This window comes from Streptomyces alfalfae, assembly GCF_004127445.1.
GTDB classification, from domain to species: Bacteria; Actinomycetota; Actinomycetes; order Streptomycetales; family Streptomycetaceae; genus Streptomyces; species Streptomyces alfalfae.
Window position 1 is genome coordinate 106,930 of record NZ_QEXM01000050.1, and the last position, 25,951, is coordinate 132,880.

At 71.8% G+C, this 25,951-nt stretch carries 20 protein-coding genes; 7 read left to right on the forward strand and 13 right to left on the reverse strand.

Translation table 11 applies throughout. The annotated features are described in order from the left end of the window. Window positions 1-8 precede the first annotated feature (8 nt). The 7 genes from eccD to DCW30_RS31625 form a co-directional block, all read right to left on the reverse strand. Window positions 9-1,406: a type VII secretion integral membrane protein EccD gene (gene eccD / locus DCW30_RS31590; protein WP_079250160.1), complete on the reverse strand. Its 1,398-nt coding sequence runs from the start codon at window positions 1,404-1,406 to the stop codon at window positions 9-11. A gap of 502 nt (window positions 1,407-1,908) precedes the next feature. Next, window positions 1,909-2,925 carry a hypothetical protein gene (locus tag DCW30_RS31600; protein WP_076686608.1) on the reverse strand — a complete coding sequence of 339 codons (1,017 nt, stop codon included), beginning with the start codon at window positions 2,923-2,925 and terminating at the stop codon, window positions 1,909-1,911. After that, window positions 2,922-5,270, reverse strand: coding sequence for a hypothetical protein (locus DCW30_RS31605; protein ID WP_079250161.1), 2,349 nt, complete (start codon window positions 5,268-5,270; stop codon window positions 2,922-2,924). Before DCW30_RS31605 ends, DCW30_RS31600 begins: the two co-directional genes overlap by 4 nt. Continuing rightward, window positions 5,267-5,659: a DUF6507 family protein gene (locus tag DCW30_RS31610; RefSeq protein WP_062777138.1), complete on the reverse strand. Its 393-nt coding sequence runs from the start codon at window positions 5,657-5,659 to the stop codon at window positions 5,267-5,269. The genes DCW30_RS31605 and DCW30_RS31610 overlap by 4 nt, the downstream gene beginning before the upstream one ends. A gap of 57 nt (window positions 5,660-5,716) precedes the next feature. Next, the gene (locus DCW30_RS31615) at window positions 5,717-6,025 is read right to left on the reverse strand and encodes a pore-forming ESAT-6 family protein (RefSeq protein WP_062777135.1); all 309 of its coding nucleotides are present in this window, start codon (window positions 6,023-6,025) and stop codon (window positions 5,717-5,719) included. A gap of 46 nt (window positions 6,026-6,071) precedes the next feature. After that, on the reverse strand, window positions 6,072-6,401 hold the full coding sequence (locus DCW30_RS31620) for a hypothetical protein (RefSeq protein ID WP_076686609.1): 330 nt from the start codon (window positions 6,399-6,401) through the stop codon (window positions 6,072-6,074). A 150-nt stretch (window positions 6,402-6,551) separates the two neighbouring features. Continuing rightward, entirely contained in the window at window positions 6,552-7,055 is a 504-nt protein-coding gene (locus DCW30_RS31625; RefSeq protein ID WP_079250162.1) for an ATP-binding protein, read from the reverse strand. A 227-nt stretch (window positions 7,056-7,282) separates the two neighbouring features. Between DCW30_RS31625 and DCW30_RS31630 the strand changes: the two genes are divergently transcribed. Together DCW30_RS31630 and DCW30_RS31635 are read left to right on the forward strand one after the other, a co-directional pair. Further along, on the forward strand, window positions 7,283-8,068 hold the full coding sequence (locus DCW30_RS31630) for a helix-turn-helix domain-containing protein (RefSeq protein ID WP_076689394.1): 786 nt from the start codon (window positions 7,283-7,285) through the stop codon (window positions 8,066-8,068). Then, window positions 8,065-8,271, forward strand: coding sequence for a DUF397 domain-containing protein (locus DCW30_RS31635; RefSeq protein ID WP_076686611.1), 207 nt, complete (start codon window positions 8,065-8,067; stop codon window positions 8,269-8,271). The genes DCW30_RS31630 and DCW30_RS31635 overlap by 4 nt, the downstream gene beginning before the upstream one ends. Before the next feature lie 27 nt (window positions 8,272-8,298). Here the strand turns inward: DCW30_RS31635 and DCW30_RS31640 are convergent, their stop codons facing one another. Both DCW30_RS31640 and DCW30_RS31645 read right to left on the reverse strand, forming a co-directional pair. Then, window positions 8,299-8,985, reverse strand: a complete 687-nt coding sequence (locus DCW30_RS31640) for a GNAT family N-acetyltransferase (protein WP_079250163.1) — start codon at window positions 8,983-8,985, stop codon at window positions 8,299-8,301. Between the two features lie 85 nt (window positions 8,986-9,070). Further along, window positions 9,071-9,310 carry a response regulator transcription factor gene (locus DCW30_RS31645; protein WP_062777120.1) on the reverse strand — a complete coding sequence of 80 codons (240 nt, stop codon included), beginning with the start codon at window positions 9,308-9,310 and terminating at the stop codon, window positions 9,071-9,073. 294 nt (window positions 9,311-9,604) lie between these two features. Between DCW30_RS31645 and DCW30_RS31650 the strand changes: the two genes are divergently transcribed. The 4 genes from DCW30_RS31650 to DCW30_RS31665 all read left to right on the forward strand — a co-directional run bounded on the left by DCW30_RS31650 (window position 9,605) and on the right by DCW30_RS31665 (window position 22,247). Continuing rightward, entirely contained in the window at window positions 9,605-10,948 is a 1,344-nt protein-coding gene (locus DCW30_RS31650; protein WP_079250164.1) for an MFS transporter, read from the forward strand. Continuing rightward, window positions 10,945-14,268: a type I polyketide synthase gene (locus tag DCW30_RS31655; protein WP_076686612.1), complete on the forward strand. Its 3,324-nt coding sequence runs from the start codon at window positions 10,945-10,947 to the stop codon at window positions 14,266-14,268. The genes DCW30_RS31650 and DCW30_RS31655 overlap by 4 nt, the downstream gene beginning before the upstream one ends. Next, on the forward strand, window positions 14,265-21,605 hold the full coding sequence (locus tag DCW30_RS31660) for a non-ribosomal peptide synthetase (protein ID WP_076686613.1): 7,341 nt from the start codon (window positions 14,265-14,267) through the stop codon (window positions 21,603-21,605). The genes DCW30_RS31655 and DCW30_RS31660 overlap by 4 nt, the downstream gene beginning before the upstream one ends. 177 nt (window positions 21,606-21,782) lie before the next feature. Then, entirely contained in the window at window positions 21,783-22,247 is a 465-nt protein-coding gene (locus DCW30_RS31665; RefSeq protein ID WP_062777111.1) for an SIMPL domain-containing protein, read from the forward strand. A 36-nt stretch (window positions 22,248-22,283) separates the two neighbouring features. On the opposite strand, the gene DCW30_RS31670 is transcribed toward DCW30_RS31665, so the two are convergent. Continuing rightward, entirely contained in the window at window positions 22,284-23,012 is a 729-nt protein-coding gene (locus DCW30_RS31670; RefSeq protein WP_076686614.1) for a YqeB family protein, read from the reverse strand. A 142-nt stretch (window positions 23,013-23,154) separates the two neighbouring features. Here DCW30_RS31670 and DCW30_RS31675 point away from each other — a divergent pair, with 142 nt between their 5' ends. Further along, window positions 23,155-24,084: an aminoglycoside phosphotransferase family protein gene (locus DCW30_RS31675; protein ID WP_076686615.1), complete on the forward strand. Its 930-nt coding sequence runs from the start codon at window positions 23,155-23,157 to the stop codon at window positions 24,082-24,084. A 31-nt stretch (window positions 24,085-24,115) separates the two neighbouring features. Here the strand turns inward: DCW30_RS31675 and DCW30_RS31680 are convergent, their stop codons facing one another. The 3 genes from DCW30_RS31680 to DCW30_RS31690 are packed head-to-tail and all read right to left on the reverse strand — an operon-like array spanning window position 24,116 to window position 25,938. Next, window positions 24,116-24,658, reverse strand: a complete 543-nt coding sequence (locus DCW30_RS31680; protein WP_076686616.1) for an MOSC domain-containing protein — start codon at window positions 24,656-24,658, stop codon at window positions 24,116-24,118. Window positions 24,659-24,710: 52 nt separating this feature from the next. Continuing rightward, window positions 24,711-25,478 (reverse strand): SAM-dependent methyltransferase, encoded by a 768-nt coding sequence (locus tag DCW30_RS31685; protein WP_076686617.1) that lies wholly within the window; start codon window positions 25,476-25,478, stop codon window positions 24,711-24,713. 19 nt (window positions 25,479-25,497) lie between these two features. Next, a complete protein-coding gene (locus DCW30_RS31690; RefSeq protein WP_237283445.1) occupies window positions 25,498-25,938 on the reverse strand; it encodes a MazG-like family protein in 441 nt (146 codons plus the stop codon). Window positions 25,939-25,951: the final 13 nt, after the last annotated feature.

The window sequence follows — 25,951 nt, forward strand, 5'->3', positions numbered from 1 at the left end:
GCTCACCCCTACGCGAAGGTGTCGAGCAGTCGCCCGTACACACCGAAGGCCCCGATGACCAGCGGCAGCATCGCGATCACGCCCACCGACTCGATCACGTCCCCCATACGGCGAAGCCGCACCCGCACGTGCTCGGCGGGCTCCACGGCCAGCACCACCAGGGGTACGAGCGCGAGGGCGACCAGCACCGCGAGCGGCCCGACGGCGGCGGCCCGCGCGAGCCACACCACCATCAGCGCGACGACGACCGCGGTGGCGCCGGCCAGCAGCGCCACCACCTCCGCCACCAGCGGAAAGGCACGGGCACGCAGCGCGAGGACGACGGCGGTGACGACCGCGAGGAGCACCGTCCACACGGTCGGCGCGCGCAGCACCAGCACTCCGGCGGCGCTCGCGGAGGCGGACAGCACGACGGTGGCGAGGGCGAGCCCCCGGTGGGTGGCGGTCAGCGCCGTACCGACCCGGTACCGGCTCACGGACGTACCGCCCGAGCGCCGGTCGTCGAGCCCCGAAAGCCCCGAGGCCATCAGGGCGAGCCGGGGCAGCACTCCGAGGACGACCACGGACGTGACGGCGAGCAGCGCGCCCACGCGGGCCTGCTCGCCCGAGGTCCCGGCCCCGCCCTGGAGGGCGATGGCCGCCTCCCAAGCGACGAGGCACCCCACGAGGGCGCCGGCGCCGATCAACGCGCCGCGCCCCAGCGGGGAGAACCAGCCGAGCAGCAGAAGCGCCACCGCGAGGCTGGCGGCGGTCCCTGCCAGCAGGGGAGCTCCCGACCAGGCGTGGGCATCGGCGAGCGTCCCGGCACCCAGCACGCCCAGGGCCCCGGCGGTCACGATGAGAGTGGCGGCAAGCCCGGCCCGCCGCAACCACCCGAGCAGGGCTCCGACGAGAGCCGCCACGGAGGCGGCGCCGAGCAGCGCGTTGCCGACGGCGGCGGCTTCGACGTCCCGCCGTGCCAACAGCCCACCGGCCACGGCCCATACGACGGTGGTCAGCCCGGCGACCACACGCCTGGCCGCGGGCCGCCAGCGCCAGGCCCGTACGTCGAGATCGTCGGCGGCTTCATCGGTGACGTCGTGCACGACGGGCGCGGAGGGCGCGTCCTCGGCCCGCACGAGTCGCAGCACGGCACCGTCCGGCACACCGGCGGACTCCAGAGTGCTGTCGTGCGCGAGCGCGGAACCGTCGGCGGTCACGAGATGCCGCAGCATGGGCCGCTCGGCGGTCTGATCACCCACCAGCCGCAGCACTTCGGGGAGCAGCAGCCCGATCGGTTCCTGGGAGGGGAGAACGAGATCCACGCGCCGCAGCTCGCCGACCAGGGTGACGCGACTCAGGGCCGTACGACTCGTACCGCCCGCACTGCCACCGCTCGTGCGGCTCAGCGGCCCCGCAGATATCACGCGTTCGAACCTATCATCGAGAGGAAGGGGTCATAGAGGGCGAGGAGGCCGGGGTGGACGTGGACGTAGATGAGGTGGACGTAGATGTGGACGCCGGGCTGGACGGCACGGAGGAGCTGTAGGGCCCCTTCCCGATGAGCCGATGCGAGATGAACGACCACCCGACGCACCCGGCACAGAGCACAGCCGCGATCACCACCCCGGCGAACACTTTCCCGAGCCGCTCATCCACACTCCGCCGCTGCCGCTGGCCACCGAACAATAGGGCATTCTGCAGGCGCCGGCGGCGCACCGACACCGACTCCAAGAGCTGGCTGTCGTAATCCTGGGCTGACATTGCGCGATCTTACCCATCTATATTTGTGTAAAATCGGACGATGACGTCATGCCACTGGTCCGAATGTGGGATCCCCCCAAAGGAAAAGGTAGGTAAAATATTTTATCCCACGCTTGTCGGCGGCAGCCAATAGCCCCTGTAGTGCCTAGAGTTTGGCAGGGCAAACTAGTACTTGCCCGACAGATCCTCCAGATCGTCCAACGAAGGAGCTTCATCAAGGGCACCCTCATCTACCGAGCCGATCTCTGGGCGTGGAGGCACCTGAGCGAGCCATTCCAGCGCCTTGAGCGGAGCGAGACCCTGCTTGTGGGCTTCCCGAAGCAGCAACAGCCACTGGGTGCCGGCCTTAAAAGCCGCATCTCCAGCGGCAGTTCGAGGTTCATAACCCGCCGCATCATTGTTAACGGAAGCCCACACATAGCCCAGCGTTTGCGTTTCGCGCTGAATTGCAAAGTAACGCACAGGACTGTCTGTTGTCTCCGGGTACTCGTCTTCCGCTGGAGGAAGTCCAGAACGAAGTCGGCGCGACCGGGCCGCGATCTCAAACGTTCCCCAAGAGTCACTGTAGGCGGGGCCCTCGATCCGCGGGTCCTCAAAACCCGTTTCCGTTGGGGTGGCGTGACGGTTCGGATCGCCAGGTTCTGGAGCGCTGCCGAGCAGGACTGAAACTTCCATCAGAGCAGCTGCAAGCCGTGGGGCATTCTCTGCATGGACCGCGGCCTGCTCTCGCTCACGCGTATCCATTGTGAGCCATGCGTCGGAGTACGTTTCCAGAGTCACTACGGTCAGACTGCGCTTCCAGACGTCTACCTGGATGGCGAACAGCTGCTCCGCACGATGCTTGACCCCAGACTCCAGCCAGATGCCGGGGCATCGAATCCGCAGACTCATAAGAAGATCGCCCTCGAGCGATCCCGCCTGCTCCACAGCTTCCGAAAACGCAGTCCCCGGCCTCAGTGGATCGGCTTCGAGGGGCAGGCCAGACATATCGAGATGAACGTTCCGCATGTCATTCACGGAACGAATCGATAGGTCGGCCTTACTAGCAGGTACGGCCAGTTCGTGCTTGGCCAGGATGCCCCAGAGCGAGACGGCTGTCTCCGCGGCTCCGGCAGCGGTGACGCCATCACCGCTCGATGCGATTTCCCAAGTCCAGTCGCCAATAGGGTCAGTGGTGATCACAGCATGTCCTTGGGGTCAGTCTTGCTACCTGGCGGGATGACGAGTGTTCCATCCTCCAGGCGGACAACGAAAGTGATGCCCTCACCCTTCGGCCCGCGCCCGCCGCGGTGGATGTCCATGAGTTCATCGTAGGACCCGTTGGAAATCCACTCGGCGCGAGCCCCCCTGCCGCCATCGACCAGCATGATGTGGTGATCAGCTTCGGACTTGGCCAGCTGAAGCAGATACTTGCCTCTACTGATTTCGCTTACCGGATCCACGGGATCGTTGAGGTGTTTCATCTGGTAAGAGTAAACCTCGCCGGACTCACCTATGATGCGGATGTCCGCATCGGCGCCGACTGGGACCTTATGCTCGAAGGCAATGGCCTCAGCAGGCACCCCACTCCTGACGAGATCGTCGGCAAAGAGGATCTGGTCGGCCCCGGGCTGGTACATGGCCTCTTTTCGTGCTCCCAGGGACGATACAACTTGGCCGAACTCGTCACTTTGGTTGAAACGGCCGGACGCAATGACGTCAGCGACCCGTTGTCCGTTGGGTTCTGAGGCAAGTCTGGCGAGCACCCTCTCGAGGACGTCAGGCTTTGGACGCTTCTTACCCGGTATACCTTTTACCGCGTCGCGGACGCGTTGTTCCGTGTCACCACCGCGGACGATGGGCTGAGTTTCACCTTTAGGTGAGGTTTCGTCCGGTGTTCGAGCGGGGCCCTCGTCGGCCCCGGCACTACCACCTGAACCGGGAGCAGCGTCTGTGCCATTCCCATTGCCCGAACCACTGCCGTGAGACACATCTGCAGATCCGTGATCCGTGCCGGGGCGCTGAGTAGTACCTGAGTCGCCCGCTGCGTGGCCAGCGTTGGGCGCACCGGAGTGGCCGCCTTGCCCTTTCCCGACTGAATCCGTGGTGCCTCCACCTCGTCCCTGCGCATCGTGGCTGGCCTGTAGAGAAAGGTTCTCGCTGCCATGGGCGACAACCCCGGGTGTCCGTGATTCGGAGCTGACCAGTGCAGGCTCGCGCTGGGGTGGCGCTTGCTCGGAGACCGCCCGTTCGTCGGCGGACTTCTCGTGCGGCGCCGCGTCCCTGATGGGGTTGCTCTCCGCGTCGAGGAGGATGAACTCGCCGTCCTCTACGCGGACCCTAGTGCCCTCGAATTCGAGGGTGCTGTGTACCCGCTCGAGGTTGGCGGTGGCACCGGCCCCGGCGCGGATCCGTGACGTGACCTCCGCGACGGTCGGCAGTTTGCCGACCGCCTTGCCGCCCAGCGTCAAGCCGGCCGAGAACGGATCCGCGTACGTGCCGATCTTCGCGCCGATCCCGGCGGCCTTCGCGCCCAGGCCCACCTTGCCGGCGGCGGAGCCGCCCTTGGCGACCGCGCCCAGTGGGCCCGCGGCGAGCGTGAGGGCGTTGAAGGTGACCGTTCCGGCGGCCTGGACCGGGTGCTCCTCCCACTGGTCCCAGGCCACGAAAGCCTTGCCGAACTCGCGGAAGGCGGTCTTCTGCCGCTTCATGTCCGCGGTGTCCTCGGTCGCGAACATCGTCTGGTCCAGGACCCAGTCCGTGGGCTTCATCAGGTAGTGACCCGCCCCGGCCGAGACGTCGTAGAGGCCCTTCCAGGCGTCCTTCGCCGAGCCGCCGATGCCCACCAGGGTTCCCAGCCCCTTGACGCTGGCCACCGCGCCGTTCATGACGAAACCGTCGTAGAAGAAGGACGTGAGGTGCCCACCGAGGTTGTCAGGCCTGGTCTGGCTCACCGGACTGCCCCACGGCAGGTCCTCCGCCTGCTTGAGCAGGTCGGCGTCGTAGCCGTACATCACTGTCTGCTCGGTGGCCTTGTGGCTGCCGTCGTCCTCGATGAATCTCGGGCCGCCCACGAGTGCCGAGATCTTGCTCGCCGCCCGGCGCTCGGCGGCCTCGAAGGCGGCCCTGGTCGCGGTCACGTCCGCCACCAGTTCGTTGTTGCGGGCGGTTTTGTCCCCGTCGTCCGTCCAGTCGTCGTCGCCCTCGACACTGGCCACGAACTTCCTGGCGTCCTCCTGCAACGACACCAGCTTCGCGGCGAGCGGACGCACCTCGGAGGCGAACGTGTCCAGCGCGTCCGCCACCGTCTCCAGATCCGCCGCGAAGGTGTCGGCCTTGTCCATCACCGGTTCGGTGGTGGAGAACAGGTCTTCGGCCTCCGGCGCGATGTAGTACGCCCCGAGCATCTGGAAGCGGGAGTGGACGTCGGCTCCGCCGCTGCGTATCCCCGTCGCGGCGCTGCGCAGTCCGGAGGCGTCCTTCGCCAACTGCTCCAAGTTGCCGGTGAACTGCGGTATGCCCGCCGGATCGACCATCTTCTCCGTCACGGGAAGCCCCCGTCCCGGCGAGCCGACGGCAGGAACACCGTCACGTCGGGCGCCTGGGCCGCCTGCTGCTGTGCGTTCGCGGCCTGCTCCAGATCCCCGGCCACGTAGTGGTTGGTCGCCTCGATCGCGCCGTTCACCGACTTGACGGAGCGTTTGGCCAGGAAGCGCACGTCGCTCTCGGTCTCCGCCAAGAACAGGCGCAGCGCGGCGCCGACCGGGCCGACAGGCGCGGCTCCGCAGTAGACCGGGCTGATCGTTCCGGCCGAAACGGCCGCGTTCTCGACGTGGTCCCCGTACGCCTTGACGTCCTTGGCCACGTCGTCCATCGCCATCCGCACCAGCGACGTCACCGAGTCCACCCCGGACGGTGAGATGTCCCACGCGGGCATGCCGATTCCCCCCTACTTGTCCCCGTGTGCTCTGCTCCTACTGCCCCGCGCCACCTGTCAGACGATGTTGTCGACCGCGGCTCTGGCCTTGGCGAGCGTGGTCTGCGCCGTGCCGTCGTTCTTCTCGAGCGTGCCGCGCACGAGGCGGATGATGTCGCGCACCTCGTTGGCCGCCTTGTTCCAGCGGACTTCCTTGCCGTGGTATTCGTCCGAGACGCCGTCGGCCTGGTAGTCGGCCATGGCGGCCTTGACGGCGCGGTCGCGGTCGCCGAGTACGCGTTCCAACTGGCCGATGATGATGTGCAGTCCGCCCTGGACGTCTGACGAGGCGCCGGTGTCGTAGGAGCGGCGGTTCTGATTTGCCATGACGAAACAGCCCCCTGTGGCTGGAATACGTGTGTGACCGGCCGGCTCAGCCGGAGAAGCGGGCGGCCTCGAAGTTGGCGGCGCTCATGTTCTGCTGGGCGTTGTCGGCCTGCTCGTCGTCACCCGTGCCGAACGCCTCTTCCATACCGGCCTGACCGCCCAGGATCGATGACAGCGCACCGCTCAGGTCGGCGGTGATCTCGTCAGCGCGCAGCTTGAACGAGTCGAAGGTGGCCTTGCCCGCCCCGTTGAACTTACCCTCCAGCGGCTCGGCCGCCTGCACCAGCAGATGGATCAGCGTGCCCAGATCGTCACTGGACCCCGCCGTGTCCTTCCCCAGGACCGCGAGGGTCGTGTCCCCCATGTCGAACTTCATCCACCCACCCCGTAGATCGGCAACTTCCGTGCGCCACAACCCGGTTTGGTCGTCACGGTGCGCGCACGCGTCACTTACGCCTCGTAGCGTAACGAACATCCTCTCCCATGGGGAGTTGCAGACGCAACGAGGTTCGGGCGAGTGGCGCAATCATGCGGGTGTGTCGGAAGTAGGGCGTTGGGCGCGCGTGGGGCGCGGGGCCGGGTGGGACAACTCCGCCCAGACCGTCTTGCCGGGGGCGGCCGTGCGAGGGGTGACGCCCCAACTGTCCGCGAGCGCGGCGACGAGGAGTAGGCCGCGGCCGGACTCCGATGCGGAGTCGGGTGCCGGTGGAGCGGATGGAGGCTTCTTCTCTGCGCGGGTGTCGGTGACTTCGACGCGGAGCGTGTTGTCGACCAGGGTGAGGCGCACATGGAAGTCGCGGCCGGGGACGTGGCCGTGCTGCACGGCGTTGGCAGTCAGCTCCGCCGTGATGAGAGCGAAGGTCTCGTTGGCCGGGCTCCCGTAAGGGTGACCCCAGTCATCCAGGCGGTACGAGACGAGTCGGCGGGCGAGGCGGGCACCGCGCGGGGTCGAGGTGAAGCGCGTCGCGAATTCGCGTTCGCGCGCGGCGGGTCGTGGCACGTGCCTGTCGGGGGGAACCGGTGACTTCATGCGGTCAACGGTCTCGGACTGTGCGTAGCGTTGAACAGGAGCGTTGCGCTGACGAGTGCGGGCTGTACCCGTGCGCCGTGGGCTTGTACGTGGTGTCGGGCGTGACCGGTTTCCGGCTCTTGCGTTGTGCGGGCGGTGTCAGGTGTCCGGTGGCTGTGGGGCGTACGGGAGGAGTCGTGGCGTGGACGACGAGGTGCGGGAGACGGAACATCAGGGTCGGCGCGGGCATGCTGTGCGTGTTCGGACGGCAGCTGAAGCTGTTGCGGGAACGGGCGGGGATGGACCGCGCGAGGCTCGGGGCGCTGAGTGGTTACTCGGCATCGACCATCGCGTCGTTCGAGCAGGGCAGACGCATTCCGCCGCCGAAGTTCATCGACCAGGCGGATGACGTACTGGGGGCGGGCGGGGTGCTGGCCGCGAGCAAGGAGGAGGTTGCGCGGGCCCATTATCCGGCGTTCTTTCGGGATGCGGCGCGGTTGGAGGCGGAGGCCGTCGAACTGCACGTGTACGCGAACCAGGCGGTGCCTGGACTCCTCCAGACCGAGGAGTATGCGCGGGCTGTCTTCATGATGATGCGGCCGCCCGTGGATGACGGACTGATCGAACAGCGGGTGGGCGCACGCCTGGCCCGTCAGGAGGTGTTGACCAGTCGTGATGCGCCACTCGCCAGCTTCGTCATCGACGAGGCCGTGTTGAGGCGTCCCATCGGGGGCCGGGCAATCCTGCGTGGGCAACTTGAGTATGTCCTGCTGATGGGGGCGCGGCGGAACATCGAGATCCAGGTGATGCCGCTCGACCGTGAGGAGAACGCCGGCATGGCTGGTCCCTTCACCTTGATCGAGACCAAGGAAGGGCGGAGGATCGCGTACGCCGAGGTACAGAATGTGAGCCGTGTGCAGACGGAGCGGGACCGCGTCCGTGTGCTGGAGGCCAAGTACGGGATCATCCGGGCGCAGGCCCTGCCGCCTCGCGAATCGTTGGCGTACGTACAGAAGTTGCTGGGAGAGCCATGAACGCGCATGCACGTCAGCCGTACATAGGTCAGTTGGTATGGCGTAGGAGCAGCTACAGCAGCGAGGAAGGTGGCGAATGCGTCGAGGTCGCCGCGCGTCCCGGCAAGGTCCACGTCCGTGACTCGAAGGACACGACCCGCACCGCACTGACCGTAGGGGCGACCGCGTGGACCGTGTTCGTCGGGTTCGCGGCCATGTGCTGACAGCGACGGCCGCTCAGGACGTCACCACTATGCCCTCCGGGGCTGCGCACCACCCGGCCGGGCCGGGGCGCGGGCCACGTGTACATGTCCCTCCTGCGGATACATCGGCGGGCACGGCGGCAGCGTGTGGGAGTAGGCGTAGTCCGTTTTCTGGGCCACCCGGCATGAGGCCAGGTTCGTGACCTGGTGGAGGAGGTTCAGGTGGGTCAGGCCCGTGGGGGCGAACGTGGTGAAGGCCCACGTCGTCAGGGTTTCCAAGGCCCGGGGCGCGATGCCGCGGCCTCGGGCTCGGGGCGCTGTCCAGTAGCCGACTTCCGCCGAGGAGCTGCCGGGTGCGGCGTCCTTGAGGACCACGTGGGCCAGCAGAGCGCCCTCGGAGTCGTCCGGGCGGGTTTCCAGTACTGCGAAGGCGTAGCGCGTGCCGGCGGTCCATGCCTGCTGCTGGAGGTGGATCCAGCGCAGGCCCTCGGTCTCGTTCCGGATGGCGGGGGCGCCCGGCGGGGCTTCCGTGGGGTCGTCGCGGTGGCCCTCGGCGAGCGCGGCGGCGTCGTCCTCGCGCCAGGAGCGGAGCAGGAGGGCCGGGGTCGTGGCGGTGGCGGTGACGGTCGCCACCGGGCATCGCAGGACGGTGGTCGGGCAGGGCGTACGGGTCTCACCGGGCGTATGGGTCTCACCGGGCGTGCCGGGCGTGCCGGGCGTGTGCGATGTGGTCATGCCGTCAGTCTCGGGTCTCCCCCCGGGGGAGTCTCAACTCCCGGCCACGAGCCACCGCGCCGCGCTCAAGGCACCGCCAGGTGCCTCAATTGGTCCCGCCCGAAGTCGCCACGCCCTCCGCCACGCCGAGGCGGATCAGGTGGGCCACCGTCGGGGCGGTGCGCTTGGTGCGGATGCGGCGGAGGTACGTGCCGACCGTGTGGACGCTGATGCCGAGGCGGCGGGCGATCTGCTTGTGGGAGAGGCCTGCCGCGATGTGGGCCAGCACCTGGCGCTCCCTGTGGGACAGGGCTGGTGCGTTCTGGGGGCGGCTGGTTACTGGCATCTTCCCTCCGGGAGGGACTGTCAACTTCTACGAAGGCGTGACCACAACTTGATCTAACCACGGTCCCGCGGAAACAGAAAGGAATGCCAGGGGACACGGCCCTGACCTGGGCCAATTCAGGGGGAAACCCTGGGCCTCGGCGTCTAGTTGGACTTGTCAAGTCACCAGTTCGGGGGACTGTGGGCGCGCTGCGGGGCGCGTGAGTGTGAAGGCCGTCGCGGCACAGCGCAGCCACACATCACTGTGCGTGACGATCCGGCAGTCAGTGGAGCAGCGGTTGATCAGGGGGCACGCTTGAGGCACTTTCGCCTGCTCGTCGTGGGCAACGGCGTTTCGGCGTACGGCAGTTACCTGAACATGGTCGCGCTCAACGTCTTCATCTACGAGGTGACCGACAGCGCGCTTGCCGCCGGGATCTTCATGGCCGTGCGGCTGCTGACCAGCGTCGTATCCGGCTTTGTGAGCGGACGGCTGGTCTCGGCGTACGACCGCAAGAGGTTGATGGTCGGCGCCGATCTCACACAGTGCGTCGCCATGGTAGCGCTGTTGATCGCCCCGGATGCCGGCCGCGCGGGGCTTCTGTACGTCCTCGCCGTCGTCACCGGGTTCTGCTCGACCCTCTCCGGTGTCTCCCTGCGCAGCGCCATCCCCGAGATCGTCGGGCCGGAGCTGCGGCTCCGCGCCAACTCGCTGCTCGCCATCGGGCGTTCGCTCGCCATGATCGCCGGGTTCGCCTCGGCCGGTGTCGTCGTCGCCCAGCTCGGCTACGTCGCCGCCATCTCCCTCGACGCCGCCTCCTTCGCCGTGTCGGCGAGCGTGCTCCTCTCCCTTCCCCTCCGTACGCGGGGGGAGAAGGAAGCCGCCGACGGCGCAGCGGACGCCGGCGAGAAGCCCCGGCGCCTCGGGGCCATGCTCCTGCTGCGCGCCACCCCCGTGCTCGCCGTGATGATCGTCGTCAGGGCCGCCGACGGGCTCGGGTCGTCCTCCCACAACGTCGCCCTGCCCGTCTACTCCAGCTCCCTCGATCCGTCCCATCCGGCCACCTTCGTCAGCCAGTTCTGGGCCACCTGGGCCATCGGCAACATCGTCATGCAGCAGGTCATCGGCCGCTGGGCCGGGCGCGGCGGGCGGCAGGGGCCGGGAGAGCGGGCCTTCGCGATCGGGGCCTGCGTCATGTCGGCCGCGTTCATCGTGGTCTTCGCGGGGCTGCCGACCGGCGTGGCCGTCGCGGCGGCCCTCGTCGCGGGCATGGCCGACGGGCTCACCGAGATCGCCTACGTCACCCGCCTCCAGGCCGCGCCCGACGAGCAGCGCGGGCGGCTCTTCGGCCTCTCCGCCTCGGTCGAGAACACCGGCTTCGGCCTGGGGATGCTGGTCAGTGGCGCGCTCCTCGACCTGTACTCGCCGCTGACCGTGGTCGGGCTGCTGCACGGGTTCGCCATCGTGCTCTGCGCGGGGATGTTCGTCGTTCTCATACGGCAGGCACGGAGCGGCAAGAGCGCCGCCGGGCACGACACCACCCCCAAGGCCGCCGGAGCCGAGGCAGAGACCAAAACAGAGCCCAAGCCAGAGGCCAAGCCCGAGCCCCCCGTACGACAGGACCCGCCGTCCGTGGAAAGCGAGGCCGAGGCCCGATGACCGCAGTGCGCACAGCCGCCGCCGCCCCCTTACCCGCCCCGGACGCCGTGGCCGTCGTCGGCATGGACTTCCGGCTGCCCGGGGCCGACACCCCGGAGGAGTTCTGGCGCACCATCCACGACGGCGCCGACCGCATCCGCCGCTTCACCGAGGCCGAGCTGACCGCCGCCGGGATCACCGAGGAGCAGTACTCCGCCGACGACTTCGTGGGAGCGAGCGGTGTCCTGGACGACATCGCCGGGTTCGACGCGAGCTTCTTCGGGATGAGCGCCCACGAGGCCCGCATCACCGACCCCCAGCACCGGCTGTTCCTGGAGTGCGTCCACCACGCCCTCGAAAACGCCGGCTACGCGGGCGACACCAGCAGGAACGGCGCCGGTGACGTCGGCGTCTACGCCAGCACCGGCTACCACCTCTACTCCCTCCAGCACTACCTCCGGAACAACGTCCTCACGGAGGGCGTCGCCGACTGGGTGGCCGGTCTCCAGGTCACCGTCGGGAACTTCAGCGACTTCACCGCCAACCGGGCCGCCTACCGGCTCGACCTGACCGGGCCCGCCGTCAACGTCCAGACGGCGTGCTCCAGTTCGCTGACCGCCGTCCACCAGGCGGCGCAGGCCGTCGTCCACGGCGAATGTGACATCGCTGTCGCGGGCGCCACCGCCATCCATGTGCCGCAGGTGCTCGGCTACCAGTACGTGAAGGGGTCCATCCTCTCCAAGAGCGGCTACCTGCGGCCCTTCGACGCCGACGCCGACGGGACCGTGGGCGGTACGGGCGTCGCCGCCGTCGTGCTCAAGCGGCTCGACCGGGCGCTCGCGGACGGCGACCACATCCACGGCGTCCTGCGCGGCTGGGGGGCGAACAACGACGGGGCGGACAAGCGGGCGTTCACCGCGCCCAGCGCCGACGGGCAGCGGCGCGCCATCCGCCGGGCCCTGGAGAGGGCCGGCGTCGACGCGGGCAGCATCGGCTATCTGGAGACGCACGGGACGGGCACGTTCAAGGGCGACCCGATCGAGTTCGAGGGCGCCACCGCCGCGTTCCGCGCCGACACCGACCGCACCGGCTACTGCGCGCTCGGCTCGGTCAAGGCCAACATCGGGCACCTCGACGTCTGCTCGGGCCTGGCGAGCATGATCAAGGCGCTGCTGGTGCTGCGGCACGGCGTCATTCCGCCGATGGCCAACTTCCGGCGCCCGAACCCCGCCCTCGACCTCGACGCCGGCCCCTTCTACATCCCGGACTCGGCGCGCCCGTGGCCCCGGGGGGACGGGCCGCGCAGGGCGAGCGTCAGCTCGTTCGGGGTGGGCGGGACCAATGTGCACGTCGTGCTCGAAGAGGCCCCCGCGCCTCCGCCCCGCCGCGCCGAGGCGCCCGAACCGCCCGGCGTCCTGGTGCTCGCCGGCCACACCGAGGCCGCGCTCACCGACAACGCCACGGCTCTCCGCGACCACCTGCGGGCCCATCCCGGCACGCGCCACGCGGACCTCGTGACGACGCTCGCGCTCGGCCGCGCCCACCGCAGGCACCGGGTCGCGCTGCGCGGGGACACCGTCGCCGCGCTCACGGACGCCCTCGACGCCTGGCTCGCGGACCCGCGGCCGGGCGGTGGCGGCACGGACGGGGCCGACACCGGGTTCCTCTTCACCGGGCAGGGGAGCCTGTACCGGAGCGCGGCACGTCCGCTCTACGACCGCTTTCCCGCCGTGCGCGACGTCCTCGACGCCTGCGAGCGGCAGTACGCGGAACTCACCGGCGGCGAAAGCCTCCTCACCCCGCTGCTCGCGGCCGAGGGGGAGTCCGAGCCGCCCTGGCCCACCGAACTGGCGCAGCCCGCGCTCTTCGCCCTCCAGTGCGCGCTGGTGCGGCTGTGGCGCGAGGCAGGGATCACGCCGCGCGTGGTCGCCGGGCACAGCGTGGGCGAGTACGCGGCGCTGCACGCGGCCGGGGCCCTCAGCGTCGAGGACGGGCTGCGCCTCACAACGGGGCGCGGCAGGCTGATGCGCGACCTCTGCGCGCCGGGGGCGATGGTCGCCGTGCCGATGACGGAGGACGCGGCCCGGGAGCTGGCCGCCGAGACGCCCGGCATCGAGCTCGCCGTGGTCAACGGCGCCCGCAGCCAGGTCCTCGCGGGCCCGGCCGCCGCGGTGGAGCGCCTGGACGGGCTGCTGGCCGAGCGCGGCATCGCCGCCCGGCGGCTCCCGGTGGGCCACGCGTTCCACACCGCGCTGATGGACCCCGTACTCCCGGGGCTCCGCGACCTCTGCTCCGAGGCCGCGCTCACCCCCTGCGACGTGCCGTTCGTCAGCACCCTGGACGGGCGCACCCGCCCCGCGGGCTGGCTCCCCGACACCGACTACCTCGTACGACAGTCGCGTCACCCGGTGAGATTCGCCGACGCCCTGCACCACCTCGGCACGTCGCACGAGGCCACCGCCACGCTCCTGGAACTCGGCCCGCACACCACACTCAGCGGGCTCGCGCGGCGGGAGCTGCCGGACCGGACGGCGTATCCGACGCTGCGGCGCGGCGCCGGCCTCGAACCCCTCTGGGACGCGGCGGCGGGCCTCTACCGGAACGGGGCGCCGCTCGACTGGCGGACCTTCATGGGCGGGGCGGGGCGCAGGATTGCGCTGCCCGGCTACCGCTTCCAGCACAAGTACTACTGGACAGGGCCGGAGAACCACCTTCCACGGCCCGCACGACCTGCGAGGGATGTAACCGAAGTGGCACAGGACGAAGCAGCCGTCGAGCGTGTGCTCCAGCACATCATCAAGGTCACCGCGAAGCACCTCAGCTACGACACCAGCGAGATAGCCGAGGACGCCTCCTTCTTCGACCTCGGGGCGGACTCGCTGCAGATGATCGGCGTGCTGCGCGAGCTGGAGGAGGAGCACCGGGTCAAGGTGTCGATGCGGGAGCTCTTCGAGGAGGCGGGCACCGCGAAGGGGCTCGCCGTGATCATCGCGGGGAAGATGGGGGCGACCGCAGCGCCGGGACGCGCCGAGCCGCTTCCGGCCCAGCCGCCGGCCGCACCGCCCCAGCCGGCTCACCCCGCGCCCGTCCAGCCGCTGCCCGCACCACCGCTGCCCGCCCAGGCGCTTCCCCAGCCGCCGGTCCGCGAGGCCGCGCCCGAGCCGGTGGCCCATGTGACGCCGCCGGTCACCGCCCCGGAACCGGCGCCGGCCCCCGCGTACGCCACGCGCCAGGAGATCGAGGACCTGCAACGGCAGATCCACCAGCTCACGCAGACGCAGTTGCAGCTGATGACCCAGCTCTCCCAACTGCTCGCCGCGCAGGCGCAGGTGGGCCGATGACCGCGCACCAGAGCTCCGTCTCCGCGGCGGTCGACGCGGACCTCGCCGCCATGCGGGAGCTGTCGCGCCGCATCGCGAGCCAGCTGGGCACGCCCGAAGCCGCGCCGGAAGCGCCGCGCACCACCCAGCACGGCCCCCGCCTGGAGGTGGCCCGCGGCTCCGGCATGGTGCGCGGCGGCTCGCCCGAGTCGCAGCGGGCGCACCTGGACGACCTGGTGCGCCGCTACACCGCCAAGACGCCCACCTCGAAGCGGATCGCACAGAAGTACCGTCGCGTCCTCGCCGACAGCCGGGCGGCGGTGGGATTCCGCAGCAGCACGAAGGAGATGCTGTACCCGATCGCGGGGCGGCGGGCCAAGGGCTCCCGCCTCGAGGACATCGACGGCAACCAGTACGTCGACATCACCATGGGCTTCGGCGTGCTGCTCTTCGGCCACGAGCCGGACTTCGTCGCCGAGGCCGTCCGCGAACACCTCTCGCGCGGCATCCAGCTCGGCCCCCGCACCGTGGAGACGGGCGAGGCCGCCGAACTGCTCGCCGAGCTGACCGGCATGGAGCGCGTCGCCTTCGCCAACTCCGGCACGGAGGCGAACTCGGCCGCGATCCGCCTGGCCCGCGCGGCCACCGGCCGCAGCCGCATCATCACCTTCGAGGGCGCCTACCACGGCCACAACGACAACGTCCTCGGCCGCTCCCCGCGCACCGGCGGCGAGGGCCTCACCACCGTCCCGATGTCCGCGGGCATCCCGCAGAACGCCGTCGCCGACCTGCTCGTCCTGCCCTACGGCAGTGAGGAGAGCCTCGCCCTCATCGAGCAGCAGGCGGGCGACATCGCCGCGGTCGTCGTCGAGCCGGTGCAGAGCCGCCACCCCTCGCTCCGCCCGGCGGGCTTCGTGCGCCGCCTGCGCGAGCTGACCAGGCGCCACGGCATCGTGCTGCTCTTCGACGAGATGCTGACCGGCTTCCGCCCCGCCGCGCGCGGCGCCCAGGAGCTGTACGGCGTGACCCCGGACCTCGCCACCTACGGCAAGCTGCTCGGCGGCGGCTTCCCCATCGGGGCCATCGCCGGGCGCGCCGACATCATGGACGGCGTCGACGGCGGCCACTGGAACTACGGCGACGACAGCTACCCGCAGGCCGACACCACGTTCTTCGGCGGCACCTACATCCAGCACCCGGTGTCGATGGTCGCCGCCCGCGCCGTGCTCAGCCACCTCAAGGAGCACAGCCCGCGCCTCCAGGAGCGGCTGAACGCCCGCACCGACGAGCTGGCCGCCACGCTCAACGCCTTCTTCGAGGCGGAGGAGTTCGCGCTGAGCCTGAGCCACTTCGGCTCGCAGTTCCGGTTCGAGCACCGGGCGGACATGGAACTGCTCTACCACCACCTCATGCTGCGCGGCGTGCACGTGTGGGAGTGGCGCAACTTCTTCCTCTCCACCGAGCACTCCGACGGTGACGTCGAGTTCATCGCCGACGCCGTGCGGGGCTCGCTGCGGGAGCTGCGGGACGCCGGGTTCTTCCGTACGAAGGCGAAGGCCACGCCGGGTGTGACAGTGCCGAAGCCGCGTGCCGTCGCTCCCGAGCCCACGTCGCAGGCGGTCGCCTGGAACACCGCGGCGGCCACGGTCCGCCGGGCCCCCGCACCCGAACCCGCGCCTGCCGAGAAGCCCGCCGAGAAGCCCGCCGCCACCCGCCCCCTCGACTTCGGCGTCTACTTCTTCGGCGACTACCCCCAAGACGAGAGCGCCCCGCAGCACGGCAAGTACGACCACCTCCTGGAGACCGCCCGCTTCGCCGACCGCAACGGCTTCCACTCCCTGTGGATCCCCGAGCGGCACTTCCACTCCTTCGGCGGCCTCTTCCCCAACCCCGTCGTGCTCGCCGCCGCGCTCGCCCGCGAGACGGATCGGGTCCGCATCAACGCGGGCTCCGTCGTGCTGCCGCTGCACGACCCGATCCGCGTCGCCGAAGAGTGGTCGATGGTCGACAACCTCTCCGGCGGCCGCGTCGGCATCGGCTGCGCCAGCGGCTGGCACGCCAACGACTTCGCCTTCTTCCCCGACCGCTTCGGCTCCCACAAGGAGCTGATGTACGAACAGGTCGAGCAGGTGCGGCAGTTGTGGCGCGGCGAGCCGCTGCGCCGCACCACGGGGGCCGGCGAGGCGGACCTGCGGCTCTTCCCACGCCCCGTCCAGGACGCCCCGCCCATGTACACGGCGGTCGTCGGGAACCCGGCGTCGTACGAGCTGGCGGCCCGCCACGACCTGGGCATCGTCACCAATCTCATGACCCAGGGCGTCGAGCAGCTGAGCGAGAACATCGCGCTCTACCGGCGCACCCGCGCCGCCCACGGCCTGGACCCCGACGCGGGGCACGTCTCCGTGCTCCTGCACACCTACCTCGCCGAGGACCACGCGACCGCGCGCGCCGAGGCCCGTGAGCCGCTGTCCCGGTACATGCGGGCGTCCCTGTCGCTCTTCGGGAACGTCGCGGGCAGCCTCGGCCAGAAGGTGGACCTCTCGGCGATGACCGAGGACGACCTCGACGTCGTCTTCCGCCGCGCCTACGACCGCTACTGCGACCAGCGCGCCCTCATCGGCAGCCCGGAGAGCGTGCGCCCGGTCGTGGAGGAGGTGCGCGCGGCCGGCGCCGACGAGGTCGTCGCGCTCGTCGACTTCGGCGTGCCGCCCGGTGCGATGCGCGAAGGCCTCGTACACCTGGACGCGCTGCGTCGCACGTGCACGGCCGCGACCACCACCACCGCCGCGGCCACGGCCGCCGTCCAGCGGGCGTCCGCCCCTGCCCCGGCGACCGCCGACCCGGGGGCGCCCCTGTCACCCGGCCAGCAGCGGGTGTGGTTCCTGGAGCGGATGCTGCCGGGGCGCACCGCGTACAACGAGGTCAAGGCCATCGAGCTGGAAGGCCCCCTCGACGTGCCCGCGCTGCGCTCGGCGCTGTCCGCCCTCGCCGCCCGGCACGAGCAGCTGCGCACGGTCTTCCGCGAGGTCGGCGGCGAACCCCGGCAGTTCGCGCAGCCGCCGGGCGAGGTGGACTTCGCGGTCGTCGACGGCACGGGGACGGAAAGCGACGTGGTCGCCGCCACCCTGAAGGCCGAGAGCGAGCGCCGCTTCGACCTGGCGGAGGGGCCGCTGTTCGTCACGCGCCTGGTCCGGCTCGGTGAGCGGCGGCACGTGCTCGTCGTCTCCCTGCACCACATCGTGATGGACGCCGCGTCGGCCGCCGTGCTCGCACGGGACGTGTCCGCCCTCTACCGCGCCGAGGTCACGGGCGCGCCGCCCGTCGGACTGCCCGGCCTGCCGCGCACCTACGCCGACCACGCCCGCGCCCAGCTCGGCTCGCTCGGCGGCGCGAAGGCGGCCGACGACCTGGCGTACTGGAAGAAGGCCCTCGACGGCGACCTGCCCGTCCTCGCCCTGCCCGCGGACCGGCCGCGCCCCGCGCGGATGACGTCCCACGGCCGCGCCCTGTTCCGTACGCTCAGCCCGGAACTCTCGGACGCGGTCAGGAAGTTGGGGCGTGAGCGGCGCAGCACCCTGTTCATGACGCTGCTCGCCGGTTACGCCGCCGCCCTGCACCGCGTCACCGGGCAGGACGACCTCGTCATCGGCACCCCGATGTCGGACCGCACGCCCGAGTACGAGAACGTCGTCGGCTTCTTCGTGAACACCCTGGCCCTGCGCCTCGACCTGTCGGGCGACCCGGACTTCGGCACGCTCCTCGACCGGGTGCGCGCCGTCGCCCTGGACGCCTACGACCACGCCGACGTGCCCTTCGAGGCGGTCGTCCGGGAGCTGGACCCCGCGCGGGCGCTCGACCGGACGCCGGTCTTCCAGACGCTCGCCGAGTTCGAGAGCGGCGATCCGTTCCGCTTCGAGCTGCCCGGGGTGCGGGCGACCCCGCTCGACTCCGGTCCCGACAAGGCGCTGACCGACCTGAGCGTGTACTTCACCGACCAGCCGGACGGCATCCGCTGCCATCTGGAGTACCACACCGACCTGTTCGACGAGGCGACGATCGACGCGCTCTTCGGGACGTTCAGGGACGTGCTCGCCGAGGCCACCGGCGTCGAGCCCGTCACCGACGCCCCGGCCGCCGTCCCCGACGCCTGGCGGCGCGGACGCACCCGGCAGCGGACCCGCAGCACCGTCCACGCCCTGGCGTCGCGCTGGGCCGAGGCGGCCCCCGGCCGCACCGCCGTGATCAGCGGCGACACCACGCTGACCTACCGCGAGCTGGACGAGCGGGCCGAACGCCTGGCGGCCGTCCTGCGCGAGCGGGGCCGCGCGGGGGCGCCGGTCGCCCTGTGGCTGCCGCGCGGCGCCCAGCTGATCGTCGCCATGCTCGCGGCGCTCAAGTCCGGCCACGGCTATGTGCCGCTGGACCCCGGGCAGGGCCGCGCCAGGGCCGCGACCGTCCTCGCGGAGAGCGGCGCCGGGGCCCTCGTGGTGGACGGCGGCACCGAGCCGCCCGAGGCGCCGACGGGCGTGGCCGTGGTCGACGCCACGGCCGCGCCCACGGGCACGGGCGACGCCGCGCCCCCGGTGCACCCCGGCCCCGACGCCCTCTGCTTCGCGATCTACACCTCCGGCAGCACCGGCGCCCCCAAGGGCGTCGCCGTGCCGCACCGGGCCGTGGTGGACCTGTGCCAGTGGCACCACGAGCGCTTCGGGTTCACCGCGGACGACCGCGCCGCCGCCGTGTGCAGCCAGAGCTTCGACGCCGCCGCCCTGGAGATCTGGCCCGCCCTGACCGCCGGCGCCACGGTCGTCGTCGCCGACGAGGCGGTCCGCAAGGACCCCGCGGCCCTCGCCCGCTGGTACGGGCGGCACCGCGTCACCTTCTCCATCCTGCCGACGGCACTCGGCGAGGCGGTCCTCACGCTGCCGGACGACGCGCAGCCCCCGCTGCGGCACCTGCTGCTCGGCGGCGACGTGCTGCGCACCAGGCCGCGCGCGAGCGCCCCGTACGAGACCGTCAACGTCTACGGGCCCACCGAGGTGACCGTGCTCTGCACGACCCAGTCGGTGGAGCCGCCCGGCGCGGGGGAGGCGGCGGCCCCGATCCCGATCGGCCGCCCCGTCGACAACGTCACGCTGCGGGTGCTCGGCCCCGACGGGCGCGAGGTGCCCGCCGGTGAGGTGGGTGAGCTGTACGTGGGCGGGCCCGGGGTCGCCACCGGCTACCTCGGCCGCCCGGACCTGACGGCGGAGCGCTTCGTCCCCGACCCGCTCGGTGGCGAGGACACGCTGTACCGCACGGGCGACCTGGTGTGCTGGACCGCGACGGGCGCCCTGGAGTTCCGCGGCAGGACCGACGACCAGGTGAAGATCCGGGGCTACCGCGTCGAGCCCGAGGAGGTCACGCGGGCGCTCACCGCGCTGCCGGACGTCGCCGAAGCGGTCGTCCTGGCCCGCCGCGACCGGCGGGGCGAGGCCCGGCTCGCCGCCTACGCCGTGCCCGCCACGGCGACGGCGACGGCGGGGGAGCAGGAGACGGCCGACCGCCTCACGCGGGAGCTGGCCGCACGGCTCCCCGACCACCTGGTGCCGCGCGCCTGGGCACTGCTGCCCGCGCTCCCGCTCTCCGGCAACGGAAAGCTGGACCGGGCCGCGCTCCCCGAGCCGTCGCTGATCACCACGACGGAGGGGCCGGCGCGGACGGCCGAGGCTCCCGTGCCCGCCTCCGGGGACATCGGGGCGAGGCTGCGGGCGCTGTGGGCCGAGGAGTTCGGTCTCACCGCCGACGCGGTCGGCCCCGAGGCCTCCTTCTTCGAACTCGGCGGACACTCCATCACGGCGATCCGCCTGGCCAACAGCGTGAGGGAGGAGTTCGGCACGGAGTACCCCGTCGCCCGCTTCTACGAGGAGCCCACGCTCCGCGCCATGGCGGCGTTCCTCGCGGAGGCGGAGGCGGAGGCGGAGACGGCGGAGGAGGCGGCGGCCGGGGCCGCGACCGAGGCCGTGCCGGGGGCCGAGGAGCAGGCGCCCGCCGACGCCCCGGCCGGGAGCCGCGCCCCCGCCACCGTCCAGCAGAGCGCCTTCATCACCCGGCATCTGACCCACCCCCGCCCGCAGATCTACAACGTGGCGATGCGCCTGACGCTGACGGGGCAGCTCGACGTACCGGCCCTGCGCACGGCCCTGACCCGGCTGGTCGCGCGGCACGAGGCGCTGCGCACCCGCCTCGTGGAGGACACGGCGACGGGGGAGTGGCAGCAGGAGGCGCTGCGCCCCCGGCCGGTCGAGCTGCCCGAGGAGGATCTGCTCGCGCGCCTCGGTTCCGTGCCGGCGGCCGAGGCGGAGGCGGAGCGCCTGGCGGCGCGGACGGCCGCGACGCCCTTCGACATCCGCGCCGAACTGGCCCCCGCGTTCCGCCTCCTGCGCACCGCGAGCGACCGCTGGGCCCTGGTCTTCGTACTGCACCACGCGGCCTGCGACGGCTGGTCGGTCACCCTCCTGCTCCGCGAGCTCGCCGCGCTGTACCGGGCGGCGGTCACCGGGGAGCCGGACGGCCTGGCGGCGGACCCGCCGCAGCCCGGCGCGTACGCGCGCTGGCAGCGCGAACACGACCGTACGCGGGACAAGGGTCGCCTGGTCGACTACTGGGCACGGCAGCTCGACGGCGCGCCCTTCTCCGGCACACTGCCGCTCGACCGGCCGCGCCCGGCCGAGCTGAGCGGCGCGGGTGACGTGGTGCTGTTCACGGTGGGGCAGGAGGTGCGCACCGGTGTGGAGAGCCTGGCCCGCCGGCACCGCACGACGCCCTTCGCGGTGACGGCGGCGGCCATGGCCCGCCTGGTCGGGAAGGTGACGGGCGAGCCGGACGTGCTGCTCGCCATCTCCTACGCCAACCGCGAGCGGCGGGAGTTCGAGGCCCTCGCCGCCTGCACGGTCTCGTCCTTCACGCTGCGCGTCCGCGGCGACCGGGCCGGTTCGTTCGGCGCGCTGGTCGACCAGGTGGCGCGCCGCGCGGTCGAGGCGATCGACCACGCGGCGCCGCTGCGCGCGGTGGCGGGCGACCTGGGGGAGGCGCTGGGCGTCGAGGTGCCCGACAAGCTGCCGCTCGGCTTCCAGTACCAGAACTCCCTGGAGACGGACATCGAGCTGCCGGGTCTGACGACGGCGGTCGAGGATCTGACCGTGCCCGGCGCGCGGTCGGAGTTCAACTTCGGTCTGATCCCGACGGGCGACGTGCTCTCCGGCTACGTGGAGTTCTCCACCGACCTGTGGGACCGCGCCACGGTGGAGAGCTGGACGGCCGCGTACGCCGATCTCCTGGCCGAGGGTGTGGCCGAGGCGCTGGAGGGTGATGCCTGACCCGTGACCGAGCGGCCTGAATTGGTCGTGGCATGTCAAGAATCATGGAGGCCTGCCTTGCCACCTCTGGTGGCGTGTGCCTCAATGGGCGGCGATCCGGTCGTCTGACGACTCGTCAGTAACGTCGTCGGGCCAGGCCGGACACGTCCTCCCCCCCCACCACGAAGGCAGGCCTCCATGCGACACGGCAGACTCGGCATCGGGACGGTCATCGGATCGGCGTTCGCCGTCGGCGCGCTCGTTCTCGCGCCGGCGGCGACCGCGGTCGAACCGCAGAGCGCCACCCTCTCGTTCGACTGCGGTTCCTACGGCTCCGGCACGGCGACCCTCACCGCCACGCAGGACGGCGCCGACGCCACCATCGAGGTGTCCACCTCGGCGGTCACCGCCCCGATCCCCATCGGCGCGGGCGCGGTCGACTCCACGCTCACCCTCACCAAGAACGGCTCGGGCACCACCGAGTTCACCGGCGGCTCCAACCCGGCCATACCCGCGGGCGGCCCGGTCTCCACGGGACCGCTCACCGGGACCGTCGCCGCGGGCGACAGCCTCGAAGGCACATCGCTGAAGATCGTCGTCTTCGGCCTCACCGTGACGTGCGACGCCACGTCGGGGCAGACACCGGGCCCGTTCGTCTTCTGACGCGCCGACGCACGGCCGCGCCGACCCACGGACGCGTTACGCCCCGCCACCCCCGGCCAACGGCCGCCAGTACTGCTCGCCCTTCTCGTCCCGTACGACGAAGCCCGCCTCCCGCACCGCCTCGGCCAGGTCCCTGGCGTCGCGTCCGGAGTCCCGCTTCATCGCCGCCTCGCGGGCCTTGAGGAGCGCGTGGACCTCGGCGGGCAGGCCGGGGGCGCCGGGTATCCAGCGCCGGAACAGGGCCGCGTGCGGGTCGGCGTCCCGCCAGGGGTAGCCGTGCGCGCGGAACGCGTCGGCCAGCGCGGCGGCGGACGCCCCGTGCTCGCCGCGCGCCAGCTCCGCCGAGTCCCTGCCGAGGATCACCAAGTGCTTGCCGTCGCGGAACACGGCCGAGACGTCCGCGCGTTCCAGCACCCGGACCGTGTCGTGCTGCTCGATCCGCACCTGATCGTCGGTCAGTTCGAGGCGCATCGCCTCGGCGATCGCCGTGAACGCGAGCGCCAGCCCGGCCACCAGCCCGGCCGCCATCACCAGCCCGGTCTGCCAGGGCGCGTCGAGCCTGCCGACGAAGGCGATGCCGTCCCGCCAGGGCAGCACCGGCGAGCCCGACACCCAGCGGGCCAGCCGAGGCAGGGCGAGACCGACGAGCAGGCCGAGCACGGGCAGCCCGGCGAGCAGCAGCCACAGATCGCCCTTCGGGTGGCCGAGGGCCGTCGTCCGCGGCGTCGCGGCCCCGCTCCTCTTGTCGAACTGCTCGCTCGGCATCGTGGTGGTGCTCCGTTCCCTCCGTGACGGCGGACGCGCCGTCGAACGTCATGCCCGGAGCACGCTAGGAGCCGGGCGCGACGCCCCGCAGCGGCCGAAAGTCGGTCGCGGACCGACTTCGGTAGGCATTACGGTGCCGATCATGCTGCCCGAGGTGAACACGGACGAAGAGTGGGACCGCGTCGTGCCCGACGAGGCGGTCGTGCGGCCCGCCGCCGAAGACCTCTGCGCACGCCTCGGCCTCGCCGGAGCGCCCCTGGTGCGCTACCCGGAAGGGTCGCAGCCCGTCTACGCGGTCGGCGACGCGCACGTGCTGAAGCTCTTCCCCGGCGCGGCGGCCGACGACGGCATCGCCGAGGGCCGCGTCCTGAGCCACGTCCACGGCAGGTTGCCCGTCCCCACACCGGGCGTCCACGGCGTCGGCCCGTACGAGAACGGCTGGCGCTACGTCCTGATGGACCGGCTGCCCGGCGAGGACCTGGCGGTCGCCTGGCCGCGCATGCCGCACGCCGACCGGGAGCGCGTCGTCACCGAAGCGGCCGAGGCGCTCGCCGCGCTGCACGCCCTCGACCACGAGCCGCTGGCCGACGTCCTCGGCCCCGGCGACTGGGAGGCGTTCCTCGGACGCAGGCGCGCGCGCACGGTCGAGCAGCAGCGCGCCCACGGCCTGCCGGAGAGCTGGCTGGAGCAGATACCCGGCTTCCTCGACTCCGTCACGTTCGACGGCGCGGGCACACCGGACCGACGCGCCCTGCTGCACACGGAGTTCATGCGCCAGCACCTGCTGGTCGACCCCGACGGCCGGCGGCTCACCGGGCTCATCGACTTCGAGCCCGCCATGATCGGCGACCGGGCGTACGATTTCGTGGGCGTGGGCCTCTTCGTCACCCGCGGCGAGCCGGGCCTCCTCGCCCGCTTCATGCGGGCGTACGGCGAGACGTTCCCGCCCCGCCTGCTCCTCGCGTACGCGCTGCTGCACGTCTACAGCAACCTGCCCTGGTACCTCAAGGAGCTGCCCGCCCCGCCCGAGCCGACGCTCGACGCGCTCGCCGAGGCGTGGTTCGGGCGTTAGCAGCCGGTGGCCACCACCCCGGCCGCGCGCCTCAGACGGTCTTCAGCGGGTGGTGCGGCCCCTCCGGCAGGACGACCTCGACGGCGTCCCCGGGGCGGACCTCGCCGCCGTGCAGGACCACGCTCATGACGCCGGCCTTGTGGGCGACCGCGCCGGACGCGTCGCGGCCGACGACCTTCTTCATCAGCCCGGCGCGGAAGGCGTCGATCTGGCGGCACGGGTTGCGCAGCCCGGTGATCTCCACGACGGCGTCGGCGCCCAGGCGCAGCCGTGCGCCCGTGGGCAGGCCGAGCAGGTCGAGGCCGCGCGTGGTGATGTTCTCGCCCAGCTCGCCGGGGGCCACGGCGTAGCCGTCCGCGGCGAGCTCGTCGAAGAGTTCCTCGTGCATGAGGTGGACCTGGCGCAGGTTCGGCTGGTCGGGGTCCTGCCGGACCCGGAAGCGGTGCTTGACCTTCTCCCCGGCGTGGACGTCGCCCTCGACGCCGAGGCCCGCGAGGAGCGTGACGCTCTCGCGGTTCGGCTTGGTGAAGGAGTACGTTCCGTTGCTGCTGACCGCAGTGACCCTCGCGCCCATCGCGCGCAGCTCCCTTGTCCGAGACGCCGTTACCGCCCGACCCTAACCCGCCTCAGCCCACCGGGACCAAGGTCAGATACGTGATGCCGAGCACCCGGCGGTACCCGCGCAGCCAGGTGGCACGCTGGGCGTCGACGCGCGCCCGCGTCCCGGCGGCCTCCGGGTGGTCCGGGTGCGCGGCGAGCCACTCCTCGGCGTCGCAGCGGTAGCCGGACTCGAACTCCTCCCACTCCTCCTCGCTCGCCGTCTCCACCCACAGGGGACGGAACCCGGCGTCGATCGCCGCGTCCACCAGGTCGCCGAGCGGCAAGTACTCGTCGGCCCGCGCGTCCGGCCACATCCCGGCCAGCTCGTTCGCGGTGGGCGGGCGCTGCCAGAAGCCCTCGCCGAGCACCACCCGGCCGCCCGGCAGGACCAGCCGGCGCAGCGCGTGCAGCGCCTCCACGGCCGACCGGGGCGGCTCGGCGGCGCTGAGGGCCTGGCTCGCGCCCAGACAGAGCACGACGTCCGCGGGGCCGCGGCCGGTGTCGCGCGCGGACTCCTCGGCGAAGAGCACCCGGTCGGCGAGGCCGCGCTCCCGGGCGGCGGCCCGGCCGCGGGCCAGGTCCTCGCCGTTGAGGTCGACGCCGACGCCGGTGGCCCCGGGCGCCGCACCCAGGACGCGCAGCAGCAACTCGCCCCAGCCGCAGCCGATGTCGAGGACCGTGCGGGGGGCTGTCGCCGCGAGCCGGCCGACGAGGCGCTCGGCGCGCGCCTCGGAGAACGGGCCGTGGAAGGTGAGGCTCGCGAGGCGCGGGGGGTGATCGGAGGAAAGGGTCATGAGGGCGGAGGGTAGGTGCTCAACCGCCCTCGGGTAAACCGGTTTTGGAGCGGTCGCCGCCGGGGGCAGCCCTTTCGGGGCGGTCGCCCTCCGGGACAGGGATCTCCGAGCGGTCGGCGACGCGGCGCAGATGTGCGGCGAGCACGGCCTCCGCGTCGGGGGTCAGGGTGCGCAGCGCCACCATGGCCGTGACGATGACGTCGCACAGCTCGGCCCGGACGTCGTCCCAGGTGTGGCTGGCGCCCTTGCGCGGATTCTGTCCCATGGCGCCGATGACCGCCTCGGAGACCTCGCCGACCTCCTCGGAGAGCTTCAGCATGCGCAGGAGCAGGGCCTCCCGCGGGGCGCGCCGGTTGTGGGACTCCAGCCAGTCGTACAGGCGGTCGACGGTGTCCCAGGGGTCCGGGTGGGGCGCGGGCGGGCGCGGGGCGGACCGCGGCGGGTCCGGTCGGTCGTTCATGGCCCGCAGCCTG